The organism is Ruminococcus sp. YE282 (assembly GCA_900101355.1).
GTDB lineage: Bacteria > Bacillota > Clostridia > Oscillospirales > Acutalibacteraceae > Ruminococcoides > Ruminococcoides bromii_A.
Genome location: FMUV01000007.1, coordinates 33,377 through 47,462 on the forward strand (window position 1 = coordinate 33,377; position 14,086 = coordinate 47,462).

Genomic DNA, 14,086 nt, shown 5'->3' on the forward strand with positions numbered 1-14,086 from the left:
TTAGCGGTTGCAAAGGCAAACGCATTAATAATATGCTTATAATATAGAAAGGTAATGTGGTTATATGAACAAACCCGTAATAGCCATAGTGGGACGCCCAAATGTGGGCAAGTCAACGCTTTTTAACAAACTTATCGGTCAGCGAATGTCTATTGTTGACGATACCCCCGGCGTTACCCGTGACAGAATTTACGGCGAGGTTGAGTGGTGCGGAAAAAAGGCATTTGTTGTAGATACAGGCGGTATTGAGCCTAATTCTGATGATATTATTTTATCGCAAATGCGCCGTCAGGCTCAGCTTGCAATTGATACGGCAAGCGCAATTATCCTTGTTACGGATTTAAAGTCTGGACTTGTTGCAACCGATATGGAGGTTGCTCAAATGCTTCAGAAGTCGGGAAAGCCGGTTGTTGTCTGTGTAAATAAATGTGACGGAGTTGGTGAGCCTGACCCTGATTTTTATGAATTTTATAATCTCGGACTGGGTGACCCCGTTCAGGTATCTGCCGTTCACGGTCACGGCACGGGTGATTTGCTTGACCGAGTTTTTGAGCAGATAAATTTCGGTGACGAGGAATTTGACGATGATTCAATAATCAAGGTTGCGGTAATTGGCAAGCCGAATGCAGGAAAATCATCGCTTATCAATAAAATTACCAACGAGGAACGCTGTATAGTTTCTGACATTGCAGGTACCACAAGAGACACAATTGATACCATTGTTGAAAACAAGTTCGGTACATTCAGCTTTACAGATACCGCAGGTTTGCGCAGACAGAGTAAAATTTACGATAATATCGAAAAATACAGCATTATTCGTGCAAAAATGGCAATTGAACGCAGTGATGTATGTGTTATTATGATTGACGCAACCGAGGGAATAACCGAACAGGATACCAAAGTTGCAGGTCTTGCTCACGAGGCGGGCAGAGCTTGTATTTTGGCAGTAAACAAGTGGGATGCCATCGAAAAGAACGATAAGACGATGCAGGAGTTTCGCAAAAAACTTGACGCAGACTTTGCGTTTATGTCTTATGCTCCGCAGGTGTTTATTTCTGCCAAAACAGGAATGAGGCTTGATAAGCTGTTTGAGCTTATCATCAGTTCAAATGAATCCGCCAATCGCCGCATAAGAACCGGAATGCTTAATGAGCTTTTAGCACAGGCTACCACAAGAGTTCAGCCTCCGTCAGATAAAGGAAAAAGGTTAAAAATCTTTTATATGACTCAGGCATCAGTAAAGCCGCCTACCTTTGTTTTCTTTTGCAATGACGCCCAGCTGTTCCATTTTTCATATCAACGCTATCTTGAAAACAGAATCCGTGAAACCTTTGGGCTTGAGGGTACTCCTATAAGAATAATCATCAGAGAACGAGGAGAAAGATAATGGATTTTTATTTAACCTTTTTTGTCGAAAATTGGTGGAGATTTTTATTAGCTGCAATTTCAGCCTATCTTCTCGGCAGTATTAATACCGCAATCGTAGTCACAAAGATTGTGACAAAGGGCAAACAGGACATCCGTCAGCTTGGCAGCGGAAATGCAGGTTTTACCAATGTTTTAAGGAGCATTGGTAAAGTTCCCGCAATTATAACAATAGTCAGCGACGCACTCAAATGTATTATTGCTGTTTTAATCGGCGGTTTTATATTTTCTTCCATTTCGGCAGATACCCAGATGTTACAGGGAGAATTTATAAACTGCGGCAAGTATGTTGCCGGAATTTTCTGTATTCTCGGTCATTCATATCCTGTCTATTTCCACTTTAAAGGCGGTAAGGGTGTCGTAGCTGCAGCGGCGTTAATGGCAACTGAAGACTGGCGAGTGTTTATTTTAATAATAACAACCTTTTTGATATTGTTTTTTGCCACAAAGATTATTTCACTTTCAAGCATAATTTGCTCAGGTCTTTATCCGATTTACACATTCTTGATAACATTTATATTCGATTATCTTAACTCTGATTATTCAGTTTCATATGTTGTCCTGTCAACGCTGGCAACGTTAATTATCGGCGTGTTTGTAATTGTTAAACACAAGTCTAACATAGGACGGCTTATAAGAGGAGAAGAAAAGAAAATCACAGCCAAAAAGAAATGATATATTGACCTTGTACAATATTAGTTGTAGAATATATACGGAATATTTATGAAAGGAAGATTAGCTTGGCTGATTGTATTTTTTGCAAAATAGTTGACGGCTCAATTCCGTCAAAAAAGGTTTATGAGGACGATAAAATCCTTGCTTTCTATGACCTTGAACCACAGGCACCCGTTCATGTGCTTGTTGTACCAAAACAGCACATTTGCTGTGCAAATGAAATTAATGAATCAAATGCAGAAATTGTTGCATACATATTCACAAAAATTCCGGAAATAACCAAAAAGCTCGGACTTGACAATGGATACCGTATTGTCAATAACTGCGGCGAGGACGGTTGTCAGAGTGTAAAGCATCTGCACTTCCATATTCTCGGAGGTAAAAAGCTTAACGGTGCTATGTGTTGAGGAGAGTTGAAAAGATGAAATCATATAAAATGAAAATTGCCGGACTTGAGCGTGAGCTTGAACTTTTTCCGGTAGACGACAAAATTGACATTGCGGCATTCATTATGTTCGGCGATGTTGAAATCACCAAAAAGGTTGCGGAAGAACTTTTGAAAATTTGCCCCGAACACGACGTAGTTGTTACAGCCGAGGCAAAAGGTATTCCGCTTTGCTACGAAATGGCACGCCAGGGCTGTCAGAATTATGTTGTTGCCCGCAAAGGCTTAAAGGTTTATATGCGTAATCCTATCGAAGTTGAGGTTAATTCTATTACTACCCTTAAAACGCAGAAACTCTATTTGGGCGAAAATGACGCCGAGTTCCTTAAAGGCAAGCGTGTACTCATAGTTGATGACGTTGTATCAACAGGAGAAAGCCTTAACGCTCTTGAAAAACTTGTAAAACTTACCGGAGCCGAGGTTGTGGGTAAGGCTGCTGTTCTTGCCGAGGGTGACGCTAAAAACAGAAAAGATTTTGTTTACCTTGGTGAACTTCCTCTGTTCTTTAAATAATTGCTACTAAATTATAATAAAAAGTATTACTTGTATTAATTGTTGATTTAATATTGGAGAATCACTATGAAACGACCGCTTGGATTGATTGGAATAACCTATCTGTCTGTCCTTGCGGTCGTTTTTTACTTTTATAACAGCGTGATTATTATTGCAGTCTTATGTCTGTCTGCCTTATCTGTAATAGTTGCGTTTGTTTTAAAACTTCGCAGTTATAACAAAGCAATTTGCAATTCCTTAATTGCAGTTGGAATTACTTCACTTTGTGCAATAGCTGCAATTACCCTGTATACAAACTTTGTTTATAACCCTATTATACAGGAATATTCTGATAAAGAAATAAAAATCAGCGGCTATGTGTGCGACGAAGTGCAAAAGCGTGAAAAATCCTGCACATATACAGTGCACGCTGATGAAATAAACGGCGAAAAAGCAAATGTAAAAATTAACTTTATCTCTTACAGTTATTTGGATATATCGGAATTTGACCGCATTACCGCAACGGTCACGCCGCAGGCAAACGATACATCTTACCTTTTGAGTAAAGGTATATATTTTTCGGCATATGAGGATAGTTTTGAAATTTCAAGTACAGGCGAAAAACAATTTTCATTGTACGGTTATGCAGTGAACGCACGCAAAGCCCTTAATAATTCACTTGACAGCCTGATGTCCGAAAGTCCGTCATCACTATGCAAAGCGGTTTTGCTTGGCGAAAAGCAAGCACTTTCCTATGATGTTAAAGACATTTTTTCAAAAACCGGAACTTCGTTCTTAATTGTAGTTTCCGGAATGCATTTGGCTATTGCGATGGGACTCATTTTATTTCTGATAAAGATAATCACAAACAATCAAATCGTACATTGCGTTGCGGTTCTGCTGATTGTTACTGCGTATTCTGCTGTTACGGGATTTACTCCGTCAATAGTGCGTTCGGGTATTATGGTTGGACTTACGTACTTGGCTCCTGTCTTTTTCAGCCAATCCGACAGTCTTAATTCACTTGGCATTGCCGCAATTATTTTAACGGCGTTTAATCCTTATTCGGTCGGAGATATAGGAATATTACTTTCGTTTTCTGCAACTCTCGGAATAATATTGTGGGCAAAAAGAATTTATGTTTACATAATAACAAAATTTAAACTTAGACGGAGAATATTAAAAAACTTGGTTAAAGCAATTGCTGTTTCACTTTCAGCTACATTGTGGGTAATTCCGATAACTGTTATCGCATTTGGCACAATTTCTCCGCTTACTGTATTTATTGCATTTATTTGCGAGCCTTTGGTCAGCCTTATACTTGACTTTGCGTTGATAGCTTCGGTTTTGTATATTTGTCCGATAATATCGTTTTTGGCTTATCCGTTTGGTTTGGCGGCAGGCATAGTCAGCAAATTTGTTATACAAATAATGAAGTTGTTTGCCAAGGTTCCGTTTTGCACCGTGCAGGCTGATAAAATTTATTTTTATGTTTGGCTTGCAGTTTCTGTTGTGCTGGTTATAGTTGGCTATTTGATTAAGGTAAAAATATTCTACATAAGAACTTCGGTTGCTCTGTCGGCGGTCACACTTGTGCTTGGCTGGGCATTATATTCGATAGTTGATTACAACAGCGTAACTTTAAATGTTTATTACAGCCAAGGTGTTACTGCGGTTGTCAGGAACGGAAACAATGCCACAATTCTGTCTTGCGGCGGAACAAATAAGTATCGATATGCTGTTACTCAGTCCTTATCAACCGACTTAAGTTCTGTTGATAATATAATAATTCCAAATCAGAAAAATAAATATTCTAAATATCTTCCGTCATTACTTGATGAATTTGACGTATCCAATGTTTTGGTATATGATAAGAACAGCGAAAATCAGGAAATGCTTGAAAACTATGACGGATTCAGGCGCAGCGTCTTTGGGGACAATGTCAGTTTTTCGCTTAGGCTCAACTCTAATACTAACGACACGATATACGCTTTTGACGGAATAACCGTGCAGTATATAGTGACAAACAATTCCTCAATATTATTCCTACCGTCGGGTGCCGATATATCTAAATTGCCCGAAAATATTTTAAGCGTTGATTATATCTTGACGGACGGAGTATCTGAAAATTCTGACCTGCTTAACTGTCAGAGCATAATTTTTGCGGGTAAAGAAGAAGATTTTGAAAAATCAGAGTATGAGCTGAGTTTGATTTCAGAAAATATTATAACGGCGTTTGATGATAAAACCGAAATAAAACTTTAACGGAGGAAAAATGGCTTCTATAACCGAAACTGAACTAAAAAAACAAATTAAATCAAAACAATTTTCACCCGTTTATCTTATTTACGGTTCCGAGCAAATGTTTGTAAAGCATTACACGCAAAAGCTTGTCGATGCGATAGTCGGCAAAAAGCCGTCCGAGTTTGGATTTCATCAGTTTAGCGGACAGATAAATCTTACCGATTTTGCGGTAGCTGTTCAGGCTGCGCCGTTTTTCAGCGAGTATAATTGTGTTCTTGCGACAGATGTGTTTTTTGATTTGATGAAACCGTCCGAAATTGACTATTTTAAGGAGATTGCCCAGTCAGTCGGCGGCGCTTCGGTTTTAATAATTTCTATGCCGTCCTATGTTCCGATAAAGCAGGCAAAGGCATTTCAGTCTATTGTAAAATCTGTTGAAAAGCACGGTTCGGTTTGCAAATTTGATAAGCTCAGTCAATCTATGCTTGAGCGGTATATTGCCAAATGGGCAAACGAAAACGGTAAAACTATTTCGCATATCAATGCTTCAAAGTTGATTTCTTACTGCGGACAGGATTTGAACCTGTTGAAAAATGAAACCGAAAAAATAAGTGCGTATGCCTCCGGAGCGGAGATAACGCTTGATGATATTGATAAACTTGCAACTACAACAAACGTTGAAATTAAGGTATATGCAATGTCTGACGCCGTTTTGAATAATGACGGACAAAGAGCTTTCACAACTCTTGACAATCTTATGTATCAACAGGAAAAGCCCCAGATAATCCTCAGCGCGCTTTCTTCGGCGTATGTTGATGCATATAGAATCAGGGTTGCCGACGAGTGCGGAGTTTTGCAAAATGAGCTTGTCTCCGATTTTGACGGCTACAAGTCACGGGCGTTTGCTCTTGGAAAGGCTCGAACAGCCACCAGAAGAGTGTCAACCGAAGCTTTACGCAAGAGTCTTGATGTGTTGGTTGAGGCTGATACAAAAATGAAAACAAGCCTGAAAGATCAAAAAACAACTTTCAGACCATTTATGGAACAGCTCATTGCTCGGCTTTTGCTTATTGCAAAGGAGGGCAGGGTGTAGATGATAAAAATTAAAGAAGCGGTAATTGTTGAGGGTAGATATGACAAAATAAAACTTTCATCAATCGTAGATGCGCCGATAATTGAAACAAACGGCTTTAGGGTATTTGCGGATAAAGAAAAACAAAACCTGATTAGGCAAATTGCCGAGGCAAGAGGTATTCTTATTCTGACCGACAGCGACGGCGCCGGGTTTGTCATCCGCAATTTTCTTAACGGTGTAGTTGATAAATCAAAAATTAAGCATTGTTACATTCCTCAGATTGCAGGCAAAGAAAAACGCAAAGCACAAAAAAGCAAAGAGGGCTTTTTGGGAGTAGAGGGGATAAACGATGACGTGATTATTGATGCAATTCGCAAAAGCGGAGCAACGATAATCGGCAAATCCGAATCTCCAAATCATAACATTGAAAAGGCTGATTTATTTTATCTTGGACTTACCGGTTCGCAGAATGCTGCCGAAAATCGAAAAAAGTTATTAAAACACCTTAACTTGCCAAGCTATCTTTCTACCAATGCTATGCTTACCGCAATTAATTGTCTGTATACATATGACGAGCTGAAAAATATGCTCTGTGAAATTGGTATCAATTGATATAATCTGATTTTAAGATTGTGGGGAATATTACGTCTTTTAATGTAAGTTGTAATCTTCCGCAGGAACCAAAAGAATCTAACGCTCACTTTGAATTTGCAAGCGTTTTTTGTTTGCTATAAGCAAAGCAGAGTGTTGCTTTAATTTGAATATTTAATGCTTAACGCATAAAAATCACCGACTTTTGAAACACTAAAGTCGGTGATTTTATGATTAAATTAAAAATTAAGCATACATTAAAATTGTTTGTATTCGGAGGTACAGGCTACGGATTGCTTGAAATTCTTTGGAGAGGAAAAACGCATTGGTCAATGCTTATTACCGGCGGAATGTGTTTTGTGTGGCTTACAAGCCTGTTCAAAAAATGCGCAAAGATGAAAATGCCTAAAAAATGTTTGCTTGGCAGTGCGGTGATTACATCAGCAGAATTTGTCTGCGGATGTATTGTGAACCTAAAGTATAAAATGAATGTTTGGGATTATTCCAAGTGCAAATTTAATATCAAAGGACAGATTTGTCCGTTTTACAGTATGTTGTGGGCATTGCTATGTATCCCGATAAGCATGGTTTGTACCGTTGTTTCCAAAAAAGAAAAAGGTTGACTTATTCGTCAACCTTTTTTTCATCATCAATATCTTTTGGATTTTGGTCGTCGTTTTTAATTTCCGTTTCTGTGCCGTCAAGCTTTTTTACAACAACACGCAGGATTCTTTGGTTCTTAACTTCCATAACCGTAAATCTAAATCCGTTGGCATCAAAGCTTTCACGCTTATGCGGAATTGTTCCGGCACGCTCAAGTATAAATCCGCCGACAGTAACCGAATCGCTTTCTATTGAATCTTCGTCCATATCAAACAATCCGAGCAAATCGGAAAAATCCATATCTCCGTTAACCAAAAATTCATTTTTGCCGATTTTGTAATAGTTATGTTCAATTTCTTCGTCTTCGTCCCAAATATCGCCGACGATTTCTTCAATAAGGTCTTCCATGGTTACAATTCCCAAGGTTCCGCCGTATTCATCGGTAACTATGGCAAGATGAATTTTGGTTCGCTTAAAAGCACTTAAAATTTTTGATAATTGCTGAGATTTAAATACAAAATACGGCGGCTGTATGATGTCACGAAGTTTCGGAGCCTTGCCGTCCGCCAATGATTCAAGGTAATCCCTTGTGTGAAGGATACCGATAATATTGTCGATTGTATCTTCATAAACCGGAATACGTGAATATCTGTTTTCTATAATTATTTCTTTAATCTTTTCTTCCGAATTGGCAATATTTATAAATGTTACATCAACTCTTGGGGTGAGAATTTCTTCTGCCGTGGTTTCGTCAAAATCAAGTGCGGAACGAACCATTTCGCTTTCGCTTTCCTCAAGAACGCCCTCTTCTTCAATGCTTTCAACAATGTATTTAAGCTCGTTTTCGGTAACCGACGGCTTTGCATCCTTGCTTCCCGCAATTTTGAGTGCAAGGGTTTTCAGATTTGAAAATATGAATATTAACGGCGTGAGTATAATTGTCAAGGTTTTTAAAAAACCGGCTACTTTCATTGAGTAAGAATCACAATGTTCTTTTGCAACGCATTTTGGAATAATTTCACCAAAAGTAAGAACCAACAGCGTTGTAATACCCGTTGCAATTGCAGAACCGGCGTCTCCGAAAAGATTTAAACACAGCACGGTTGCAATTGAGGATGACGCAAGGTTTACAACATTGTTGCAGATTAAGATTGCAGTAAGCGCATTGTCAAAGTGATTGATTATATACAGCACATTTTTTGCCTTTTTATCACCGCTTTCGGCGCGTTGTTGAGTACGAATTTTGTTTACAAACGAAAATGCCGTTTCTGTCGCCGAAAAAAATGCCGATAGAGCAACAAGAATTGTGATGATGATAATCATAACAGCTTCTGATGACAAGTAAATATCACTCCATAAATTTATATATTTTCTTTTATAGTACAATAATTCTTTTAAATAATTATTACTTATTAGAAAAAAGAATAAAAAGATTGAAAAATACTGCCATAAATGGTATAATCAATTTGTAAACATTCTTAATTGTATTTAATTGTTGTATTTGTTATTCTGTATGGTATAATCATATTAAATACATTTTATCGCACTTTCGGGAGAACATATATTTCGGAGGTGCATTGTTATGAAAAATAAGCAGTCAAAGGCACGAGGTTCGATAAAAGAGCGTGATGATTTTGTAAAAAATCCGTGCGAGGGCGATGAATCCGCTTCTTCGGAAAATGATATTTCAAATTCCGACAGAATTGAAAATACAGGTTCTGTTCTTACCTGCCATAAAGACAGTGTTATTTATTGCCTTACAATCATCGGTCAAATTGAGGGCCATTATATTTTGTCTCAACAGAATAAAACAACCAAGTATGAGCACGTTATTCCGTTGCTTGTTTCAATTGAAGAGGACGAAAGAATCGACGGACTCCTTGTTATGCTTAACACAGCAGGCGGAGATGTTGAAGCAGGTCTTGCAATTGCCGAGCTTATTTCGGGAATGAAAAAGCCTACTGTTTCGCTTGTGCTTGGCGGAGGCCATTCCATCGGTATCCCTCTTGCCGTTGCCGCCAAAAAGAGTTTTATAGCCAAAAGTGCGTCAATGACCGTACACCCGGTCCGCACAAGCGGCCTTACTATCGGCGTGTCACAAACCTTTGATTATTTTAGAAAGATGCAAGACAGAATCACAACATTTGTTTGTGAAAATTCCAAAATTTCAAAGGGACGTTACAACAAACTTGTTCTCAACACAGGAGAATTGGTTATGGATGTAGGAACAATTCTTGAGGGACAGGAAGCTGTTGACGAGGGACTTATTGACAATGTCGGCACGGTTTCTGATGCAATTGACGAACTTTATTCGATGATAAAGAGCAATAAGTCAAAGCATGCAAAAGCCAAAAGAGCATCCGATAACTCAAAGGGTGCGGAAACAGACAAAAATTAGTGATTTATTTAACTGAGATAACATAAAATTTAGAGAGCTTGACCGTTAGTTTATGTGGTTAACGGTCAATTCTCTCTGTTAAAATAACATAATATTCTAATCAGTAATATCTTTATCGGTATGAAAAATTAGGTTTAGAAGGAGTACATAATTATGACAATTTTAGACGCAATCATCCAGGGCATAGTTCAGGGACTTACTGAATTTCTGCCTGTTTCTTCAAGCGGACATCTTGCAATTACACAGCATATTTTAGGCACAAGCGGAAACAGCAATTTGTTTTTTAACGTAATGCTTCACGTCGGCACCCTTATTGCTGTTATTGCATTCTATCATAAGCTTATATGGAACTTGATTAAAGAGTTTTTCAGTATGATTAAAGATATTTTTACAGGAAAATTCAAGTGGAGTCAGATGAATTATGAAAGAAATCTGATTGTTATGCTGATAATCGGACTTTTGCCGCTTTTCCTGTTATTCCTGCCGATTCCCGGAACGGACTTAAAGATAAAGGACTTTGCGGACATTCTTTCTGAAAGTCCTGTGCTCACAGTTACCTCGGTAGCACTCATCGTTACAAGTATTTTGCTTGCGGTGGGCATATACTTTAATCGCAAAAACGTCGGCAAATTCAGACACCTCAAAAATTCTTCTGAAGAATCAAACGGTCGTGAAAACTATACGGTTCTTGATGCTGTATGCGTTGGTCTTACTCAGGCCGTAGCTGCGGTTTTCCCGGGACTTTCACGTTCAGGTTCAACACTTGCAATCGGCGAAATGCGTGGTATCAACAAGCAAAAGGCACTCGATTATACCTTTGTACTTGCAATTCCGTCAATTCTTGCCGCTGCTCTTTTAGAGGGCGTTGATGCGGTAAAATCACCTGAGGCAATAAATATTGATCCGCTGATGATTATCATCGGCCTTGTTGTTTCGGCAATTGTCGGCTATTTTTCAATTGTTATCTTCAAGTGGTTCTTAAAATCCGATAAGATGATTATTTTTGTTGCGTATACAGCTATTGTAGGCGTTGCATTTTTGATAATTTCAATCATAGAGATGACTACCGGCTCTAATATTTTTACAGGCGCACCGATAGTATTTAATTAATAGGAGTGAATTTTCTTGCCAGCACCAGAAAAAAAAAAGACAGCTAAAAAGCCAGCTTCTCAAAAAAGGCCTGCTAAAAAGGCTCCGGCAAAAAAAACTGCTCCGAAATCTGCTCAAAAATCAGCAAAGAAACCTCAGAATACTCCAAAAAAAACCAAAGCAAACAACAATTCTGCAAAACAGCCGAAAGCAACCGTAAGCCCAAGAGTAAGGGCAATATGGTTTGCTACTCTTGCGGCAATATTTACGGCGCTGATTTTCTTTAAGGGTCAACATGTTTGGGCTGCAATACGCAGTTTCTTCTTTGGATTGTTCGGACTTGCAATAGTGCTTGTTCCGGTTTTCTTTGTGTATCTTTGCATAATTACCGAAAAAGAAAAAAATGTTGCAAGATTTAAAATTAAAGTTATTCTATGTATACTTACTGTACTGTTCTCAAGTGCTTCGGTATATTTGATAGACGGCGCAGAGTTTAATGACGGTACTAAAAATTTCTTTTCCTGCCTTAGCGGCCTTTATTTGCAAGCTTCCGGTGCTTCGCCGTTTATAAACTTCAGTTGCGGAATGATTGGCGGAATCTTAGGTTATCCTATGGCAGAGCTTTGCGGAAGCGGTGTTGCGCTAATTCCGTGTATACTGCTTACTGCGGCATGCCTTTCAATTGTAGCCGACATTTCAATCAAAGACGTAACGGCAGTGGCTTCACGTAAAATGCATATTGAAGCGGAAAAAATAGCCGCAAATCATAAAGCACGCCGTGAGATGAGGCTTCAGCAGCAAAATCAAGGACAAATTCCAAATGGAGCGGTTAATCAGCAGTATCAAAACCCTCACCAAAAGCAAAATCAGAGAATCATGCAAGATTCAAGACAGGCCCAAAGTGAACATCCTGAACAGCAGCATCAGTATCCCACAAAAAAGCAAAGTCCAAGGAAAATGAAAAAGCAAATGCAGAATCAAATGCAAAAGCAGTTGCAAACTCAAAATTCGGTTTCTAATGTACCAAATGTGCCGAATTTCAATCCGGGAGAGTTTTCTGGTCATATTGATATTCCGCTCGGAGACGTTAAGAAAAAACGTAACAAAAAGCAGGCAATTAATAATGCTGTTGTAGGACTCGACGTTGATTATACAGAATCCAATGAGCCGAATGCAGAAGATAAAGATTTGTCTGCGGATTTAATAAATATTATCAACCGTGCGAGCAAACCTGTTGAAAAGCAGGGCGAGTCCACCGTTGAAGATATTGCAGGTGATATATCCCAAGAAAAAATATCGGGTATACTTGTTAATAACGTGAACGGTTTGAATGTTTCAGAAGCCGAAAGAAAGTCAGAGGAGGATTCCGCTGACAAACCCGCAGGGCTTGAGAATGCGGGATATATGGCGAATATTTCCAATGAAGAAAAAAAAGAAGAAAAAGTATACCGTTTCCCGCCAATTCAGCTTTTAAAACCGAGTAACAATAATAATGACCGTTCGGCTATGGAAGAAATGCAGAATAATTCCAAAAAGCTTATTGAGACGCTTCACAGCTTTGGAGTTAATGCAAACATAACCAATATTTGTCGCGGACCTTCGGTAACAAGATACGAGCTTCAACCTGCTCCGGGTGTTAAAATCAGTAAAATTACAAATCTTTCGGACGATATAGCCCTTAACCTTGCTGCCAACGGCGTAAGAATAGAGGCGCCCATTCCGGGCAAAGCCGCAGTCGGAATTGAGGTTCCGAACAAAGTTGTTAGTATGGTTTCAATGCGTGAGCTTATTGACTCTGAAAAATTCAGAAGAGCCAAAAGTAAGCTTACCTGCGTTCTCGGACGTGATATAACAGGTGACATAGTGGTTACCGACCTTGCAAAGATGCCTCACTTGCTTATTGCGGGCACAACCGGTTCAGGTAAATCGGTTTGTGTAAACTCAATACTTATGAGCATACTTTTCAAAGCTACGCCCGATGAGGTAAAGCTTTTGCTTATTGACCCTAAAATGGTTGAGTTCTCAAAGTATAAAGGTATTCCTCATTTGCTTATCCCCGTTGTATCCGACGCCAAGAAAGCGGCAGGCGCTCTTTCTTGGGCGGTAAACGAAATGCTTCAAAGGTATAAAATTTTCTCTGAATTTGACTGCAAAGACATAGATTCATACAATGCATTGATTGATAAAAATCTTGAATACATTTCATACCATCCTCCCGTTCAAAATGAAGAAGGGGAAATGATTCAACCGGTTATGGAAGTTAACGGACTGCCGGTTGCAAAAGAGAAAATGAGCCGTGTTGTAATAGCAATCGACGAGCTTGCCGATTTGATGATGGCGGCTCCGAGTGAAGTTGAAGATTCAATCTGTCGTCTTGCCCAGATGGCTCGTGCCGCAGGTATGCACCTTATTCTTGCAACTCAGCGTCCTACCGTTAATGTAATTACAGGTCTTATTAAGGCAAACGTTCCAAGCCGTATTTCCCTAAGAGTAAGTTCAAATATGGACTCAAGAACAATACTTGACCAGGGCGGCGGTGAAAAGCTTATCGGCAGAGGCGATATGCTGTTTTCACCTGTCGGCGCACCAAAACCGATGCGTGTGCAGGGTTGTTATGCATCTGATGCAGAGATTGAGGGAGTTACATCATACATCAAAAAGTCTTATTCGGCTCAGTATAATGCTGATATTGAAGAAAAAATCAAACGCATTGCAACCGAAGAGATTGCCGCAGGTAAAAAGTCGGGAAATAATTCTGATGATGACGGACTTGACGTTGATTCAAAGATGGACGAAGCTATTCAGTGCGTTATTGAGGCAGGACAGGCTTCAACGTCATTGCTTCAGCGCAGGCTGAAAGTCGGTTACGCAAGAGCGGGAAGAATGATTGACGATATGGAACAGCTTGGAATTGTCGGCCCTCATCAAGGCTCAAAACCGAGAGATGTTCTTATGACATACAATGAATGGCTTGAACGAAGAAACGTACTTCAAAACAGGTCAGAATAATCTAAGTGCAAATGTATCTAAATCTAAGACGGCGGATTCT

General features: G+C 39.2%; 12 protein-coding genes. 11 read left to right on the forward strand and 1 reads right to left on the reverse strand.

The features are described from left to right. Positions 1 to 64 precede the first annotated feature (64 nt). The 8 genes from der (at position 65) to BLP46_RS04100 (ending at position 7,570) form a co-directional block, all read left to right on the forward strand. Positions 65 to 1,387, forward strand: a complete 1,323-nt coding sequence (gene der, locus BLP46_RS04065; protein WP_092976024.1) for a ribosome biogenesis GTPase Der — start codon at positions 65 to 67, stop codon at positions 1,385 to 1,387. Beyond that, positions 1,387 to 2,100, forward strand: coding sequence for a glycerol-3-phosphate 1-O-acyltransferase PlsY (gene plsY / locus BLP46_RS04070; protein WP_092976027.1), 714 nt, complete (start codon positions 1,387 to 1,389; stop codon positions 2,098 to 2,100). The genes der and plsY overlap by 1 nt, the downstream gene beginning before the upstream one ends. Positions 2,101 to 2,165: 65 nt before the next feature. Beyond that, positions 2,166 to 2,507 carry a histidine triad nucleotide-binding protein gene (locus BLP46_RS04075; protein ID WP_092976030.1) on the forward strand — a complete coding sequence of 114 codons (342 nt, stop codon included), beginning with the start codon at positions 2,166 to 2,168 and terminating at the stop codon, positions 2,505 to 2,507. A gap of 14 nt (positions 2,508 to 2,521) precedes the next feature. Next, a complete protein-coding gene (locus BLP46_RS04080) occupies positions 2,522 to 3,058 on the forward strand; it encodes a phosphoribosyltransferase family protein (protein WP_092976033.1) in 537 nt (178 codons plus the stop codon). A 66-nt stretch (positions 3,059 to 3,124) separates the two neighbouring features. Next, positions 3,125 to 5,302 carry a ComEC/Rec2 family competence protein gene (locus BLP46_RS04085; protein ID WP_092976036.1) on the forward strand — a complete coding sequence of 726 codons (2,178 nt, stop codon included), beginning with the start codon at positions 3,125 to 3,127 and terminating at the stop codon, positions 5,300 to 5,302. A 10-nt stretch (positions 5,303 to 5,312) separates the two neighbouring features. After that, entirely contained in the window at positions 5,313 to 6,374 is a 1,062-nt protein-coding gene (gene holA / locus BLP46_RS04090; RefSeq protein ID WP_092976039.1) for a DNA polymerase III subunit delta, read from the forward strand. Then, positions 6,375 to 6,968, forward strand: coding sequence for a ribonuclease M5 (locus tag BLP46_RS04095; RefSeq protein WP_092976042.1), 594 nt, complete (start codon positions 6,375 to 6,377; stop codon positions 6,966 to 6,968). 209 nt (positions 6,969 to 7,177) lie between these two features. Next, positions 7,178 to 7,570 carry a putative ABC transporter permease gene (locus BLP46_RS04100; protein WP_092976045.1) on the forward strand — a complete coding sequence of 131 codons (393 nt, stop codon included), beginning with the start codon at positions 7,178 to 7,180 and terminating at the stop codon, positions 7,568 to 7,570. 1 nt (position 7,571) lies between these two features. Here the strand turns inward: BLP46_RS04100 and BLP46_RS04105 are convergent, their stop codons facing one another. After that, complete coding sequence (locus BLP46_RS04105; RefSeq protein ID WP_092976048.1) at positions 7,572 to 8,891, reverse strand: hemolysin family protein; 1,320 nt, start codon at positions 8,889 to 8,891, stop codon at positions 7,572 to 7,574. Between the two features lie 241 nt (positions 8,892 to 9,132). On the opposite strand from BLP46_RS04105, the gene BLP46_RS04110 reads away from it, so the two are divergent. The 3 genes from BLP46_RS04110 (at position 9,133) to BLP46_RS04120 (ending at position 14,046) form a co-directional block, all read left to right on the forward strand. Then, a complete protein-coding gene (locus BLP46_RS04110) occupies positions 9,133 to 9,948 on the forward strand; it encodes a ClpP family protease (protein WP_092976051.1) in 816 nt (271 codons plus the stop codon). A gap of 153 nt (positions 9,949 to 10,101) precedes the next feature. Next, the gene (locus tag BLP46_RS04115; RefSeq protein ID WP_092976054.1) at positions 10,102 to 11,058 is read left to right on the forward strand and encodes an undecaprenyl-diphosphate phosphatase; all 957 of its coding nucleotides are present in this window, start codon (positions 10,102 to 10,104) and stop codon (positions 11,056 to 11,058) included. Positions 11,059 to 11,073: 15 nt separating this feature from the next. Further along, positions 11,074 to 14,046 carry an FtsK/SpoIIIE family DNA translocase gene (locus BLP46_RS04120; RefSeq protein ID WP_318259460.1) on the forward strand — a complete coding sequence of 991 codons (2,973 nt, stop codon included), beginning with the start codon at positions 11,074 to 11,076 and terminating at the stop codon, positions 14,044 to 14,046. Positions 14,047 to 14,086 lie beyond the last annotated feature (40 nt).

Coding starts and splice junctions, on each gene's coding strand:
- der (WP_092976024.1), top strand. CDS start 65: ATGAACAAACCCGTAATAGCCATAGTGGGACGCCCAAATGTGGGCAAG.
- plsY (WP_092976027.1), top strand. CDS start 1,387: ATGGATTTTTATTTAACCTTTTTTGTCGAAAATTGGTGGAGATTTTTA.
- BLP46_RS04080 (WP_092976033.1), top strand. CDS start 2,522: ATGAAATCATATAAAATGAAAATTGCCGGACTTGAGCGTGAGCTTGAA.
- BLP46_RS04085 (WP_092976036.1), top strand. CDS start 3,125: ATGAAACGACCGCTTGGATTGATTGGAATAACCTATCTGTCTGTCCTT.
- holA (WP_092976039.1), top strand. CDS start 5,313: ATGGCTTCTATAACCGAAACTGAACTAAAAAAACAAATTAAATCAAAA.
- BLP46_RS04095 (WP_092976042.1), top strand. CDS start 6,375: ATGATAAAAATTAAAGAAGCGGTAATTGTTGAGGGTAGATATGACAAA.
- BLP46_RS04100 (WP_092976045.1), top strand. CDS start 7,178: ATGATTAAATTAAAAATTAAGCATACATTAAAATTGTTTGTATTCGGA.
- BLP46_RS04110 (WP_092976051.1), top strand. CDS start 9,133: ATGAAAAATAAGCAGTCAAAGGCACGAGGTTCGATAAAAGAGCGTGAT.
- BLP46_RS04115 (WP_092976054.1), top strand. CDS start 10,102: ATGACAATTTTAGACGCAATCATCCAGGGCATAGTTCAGGGACTTACT.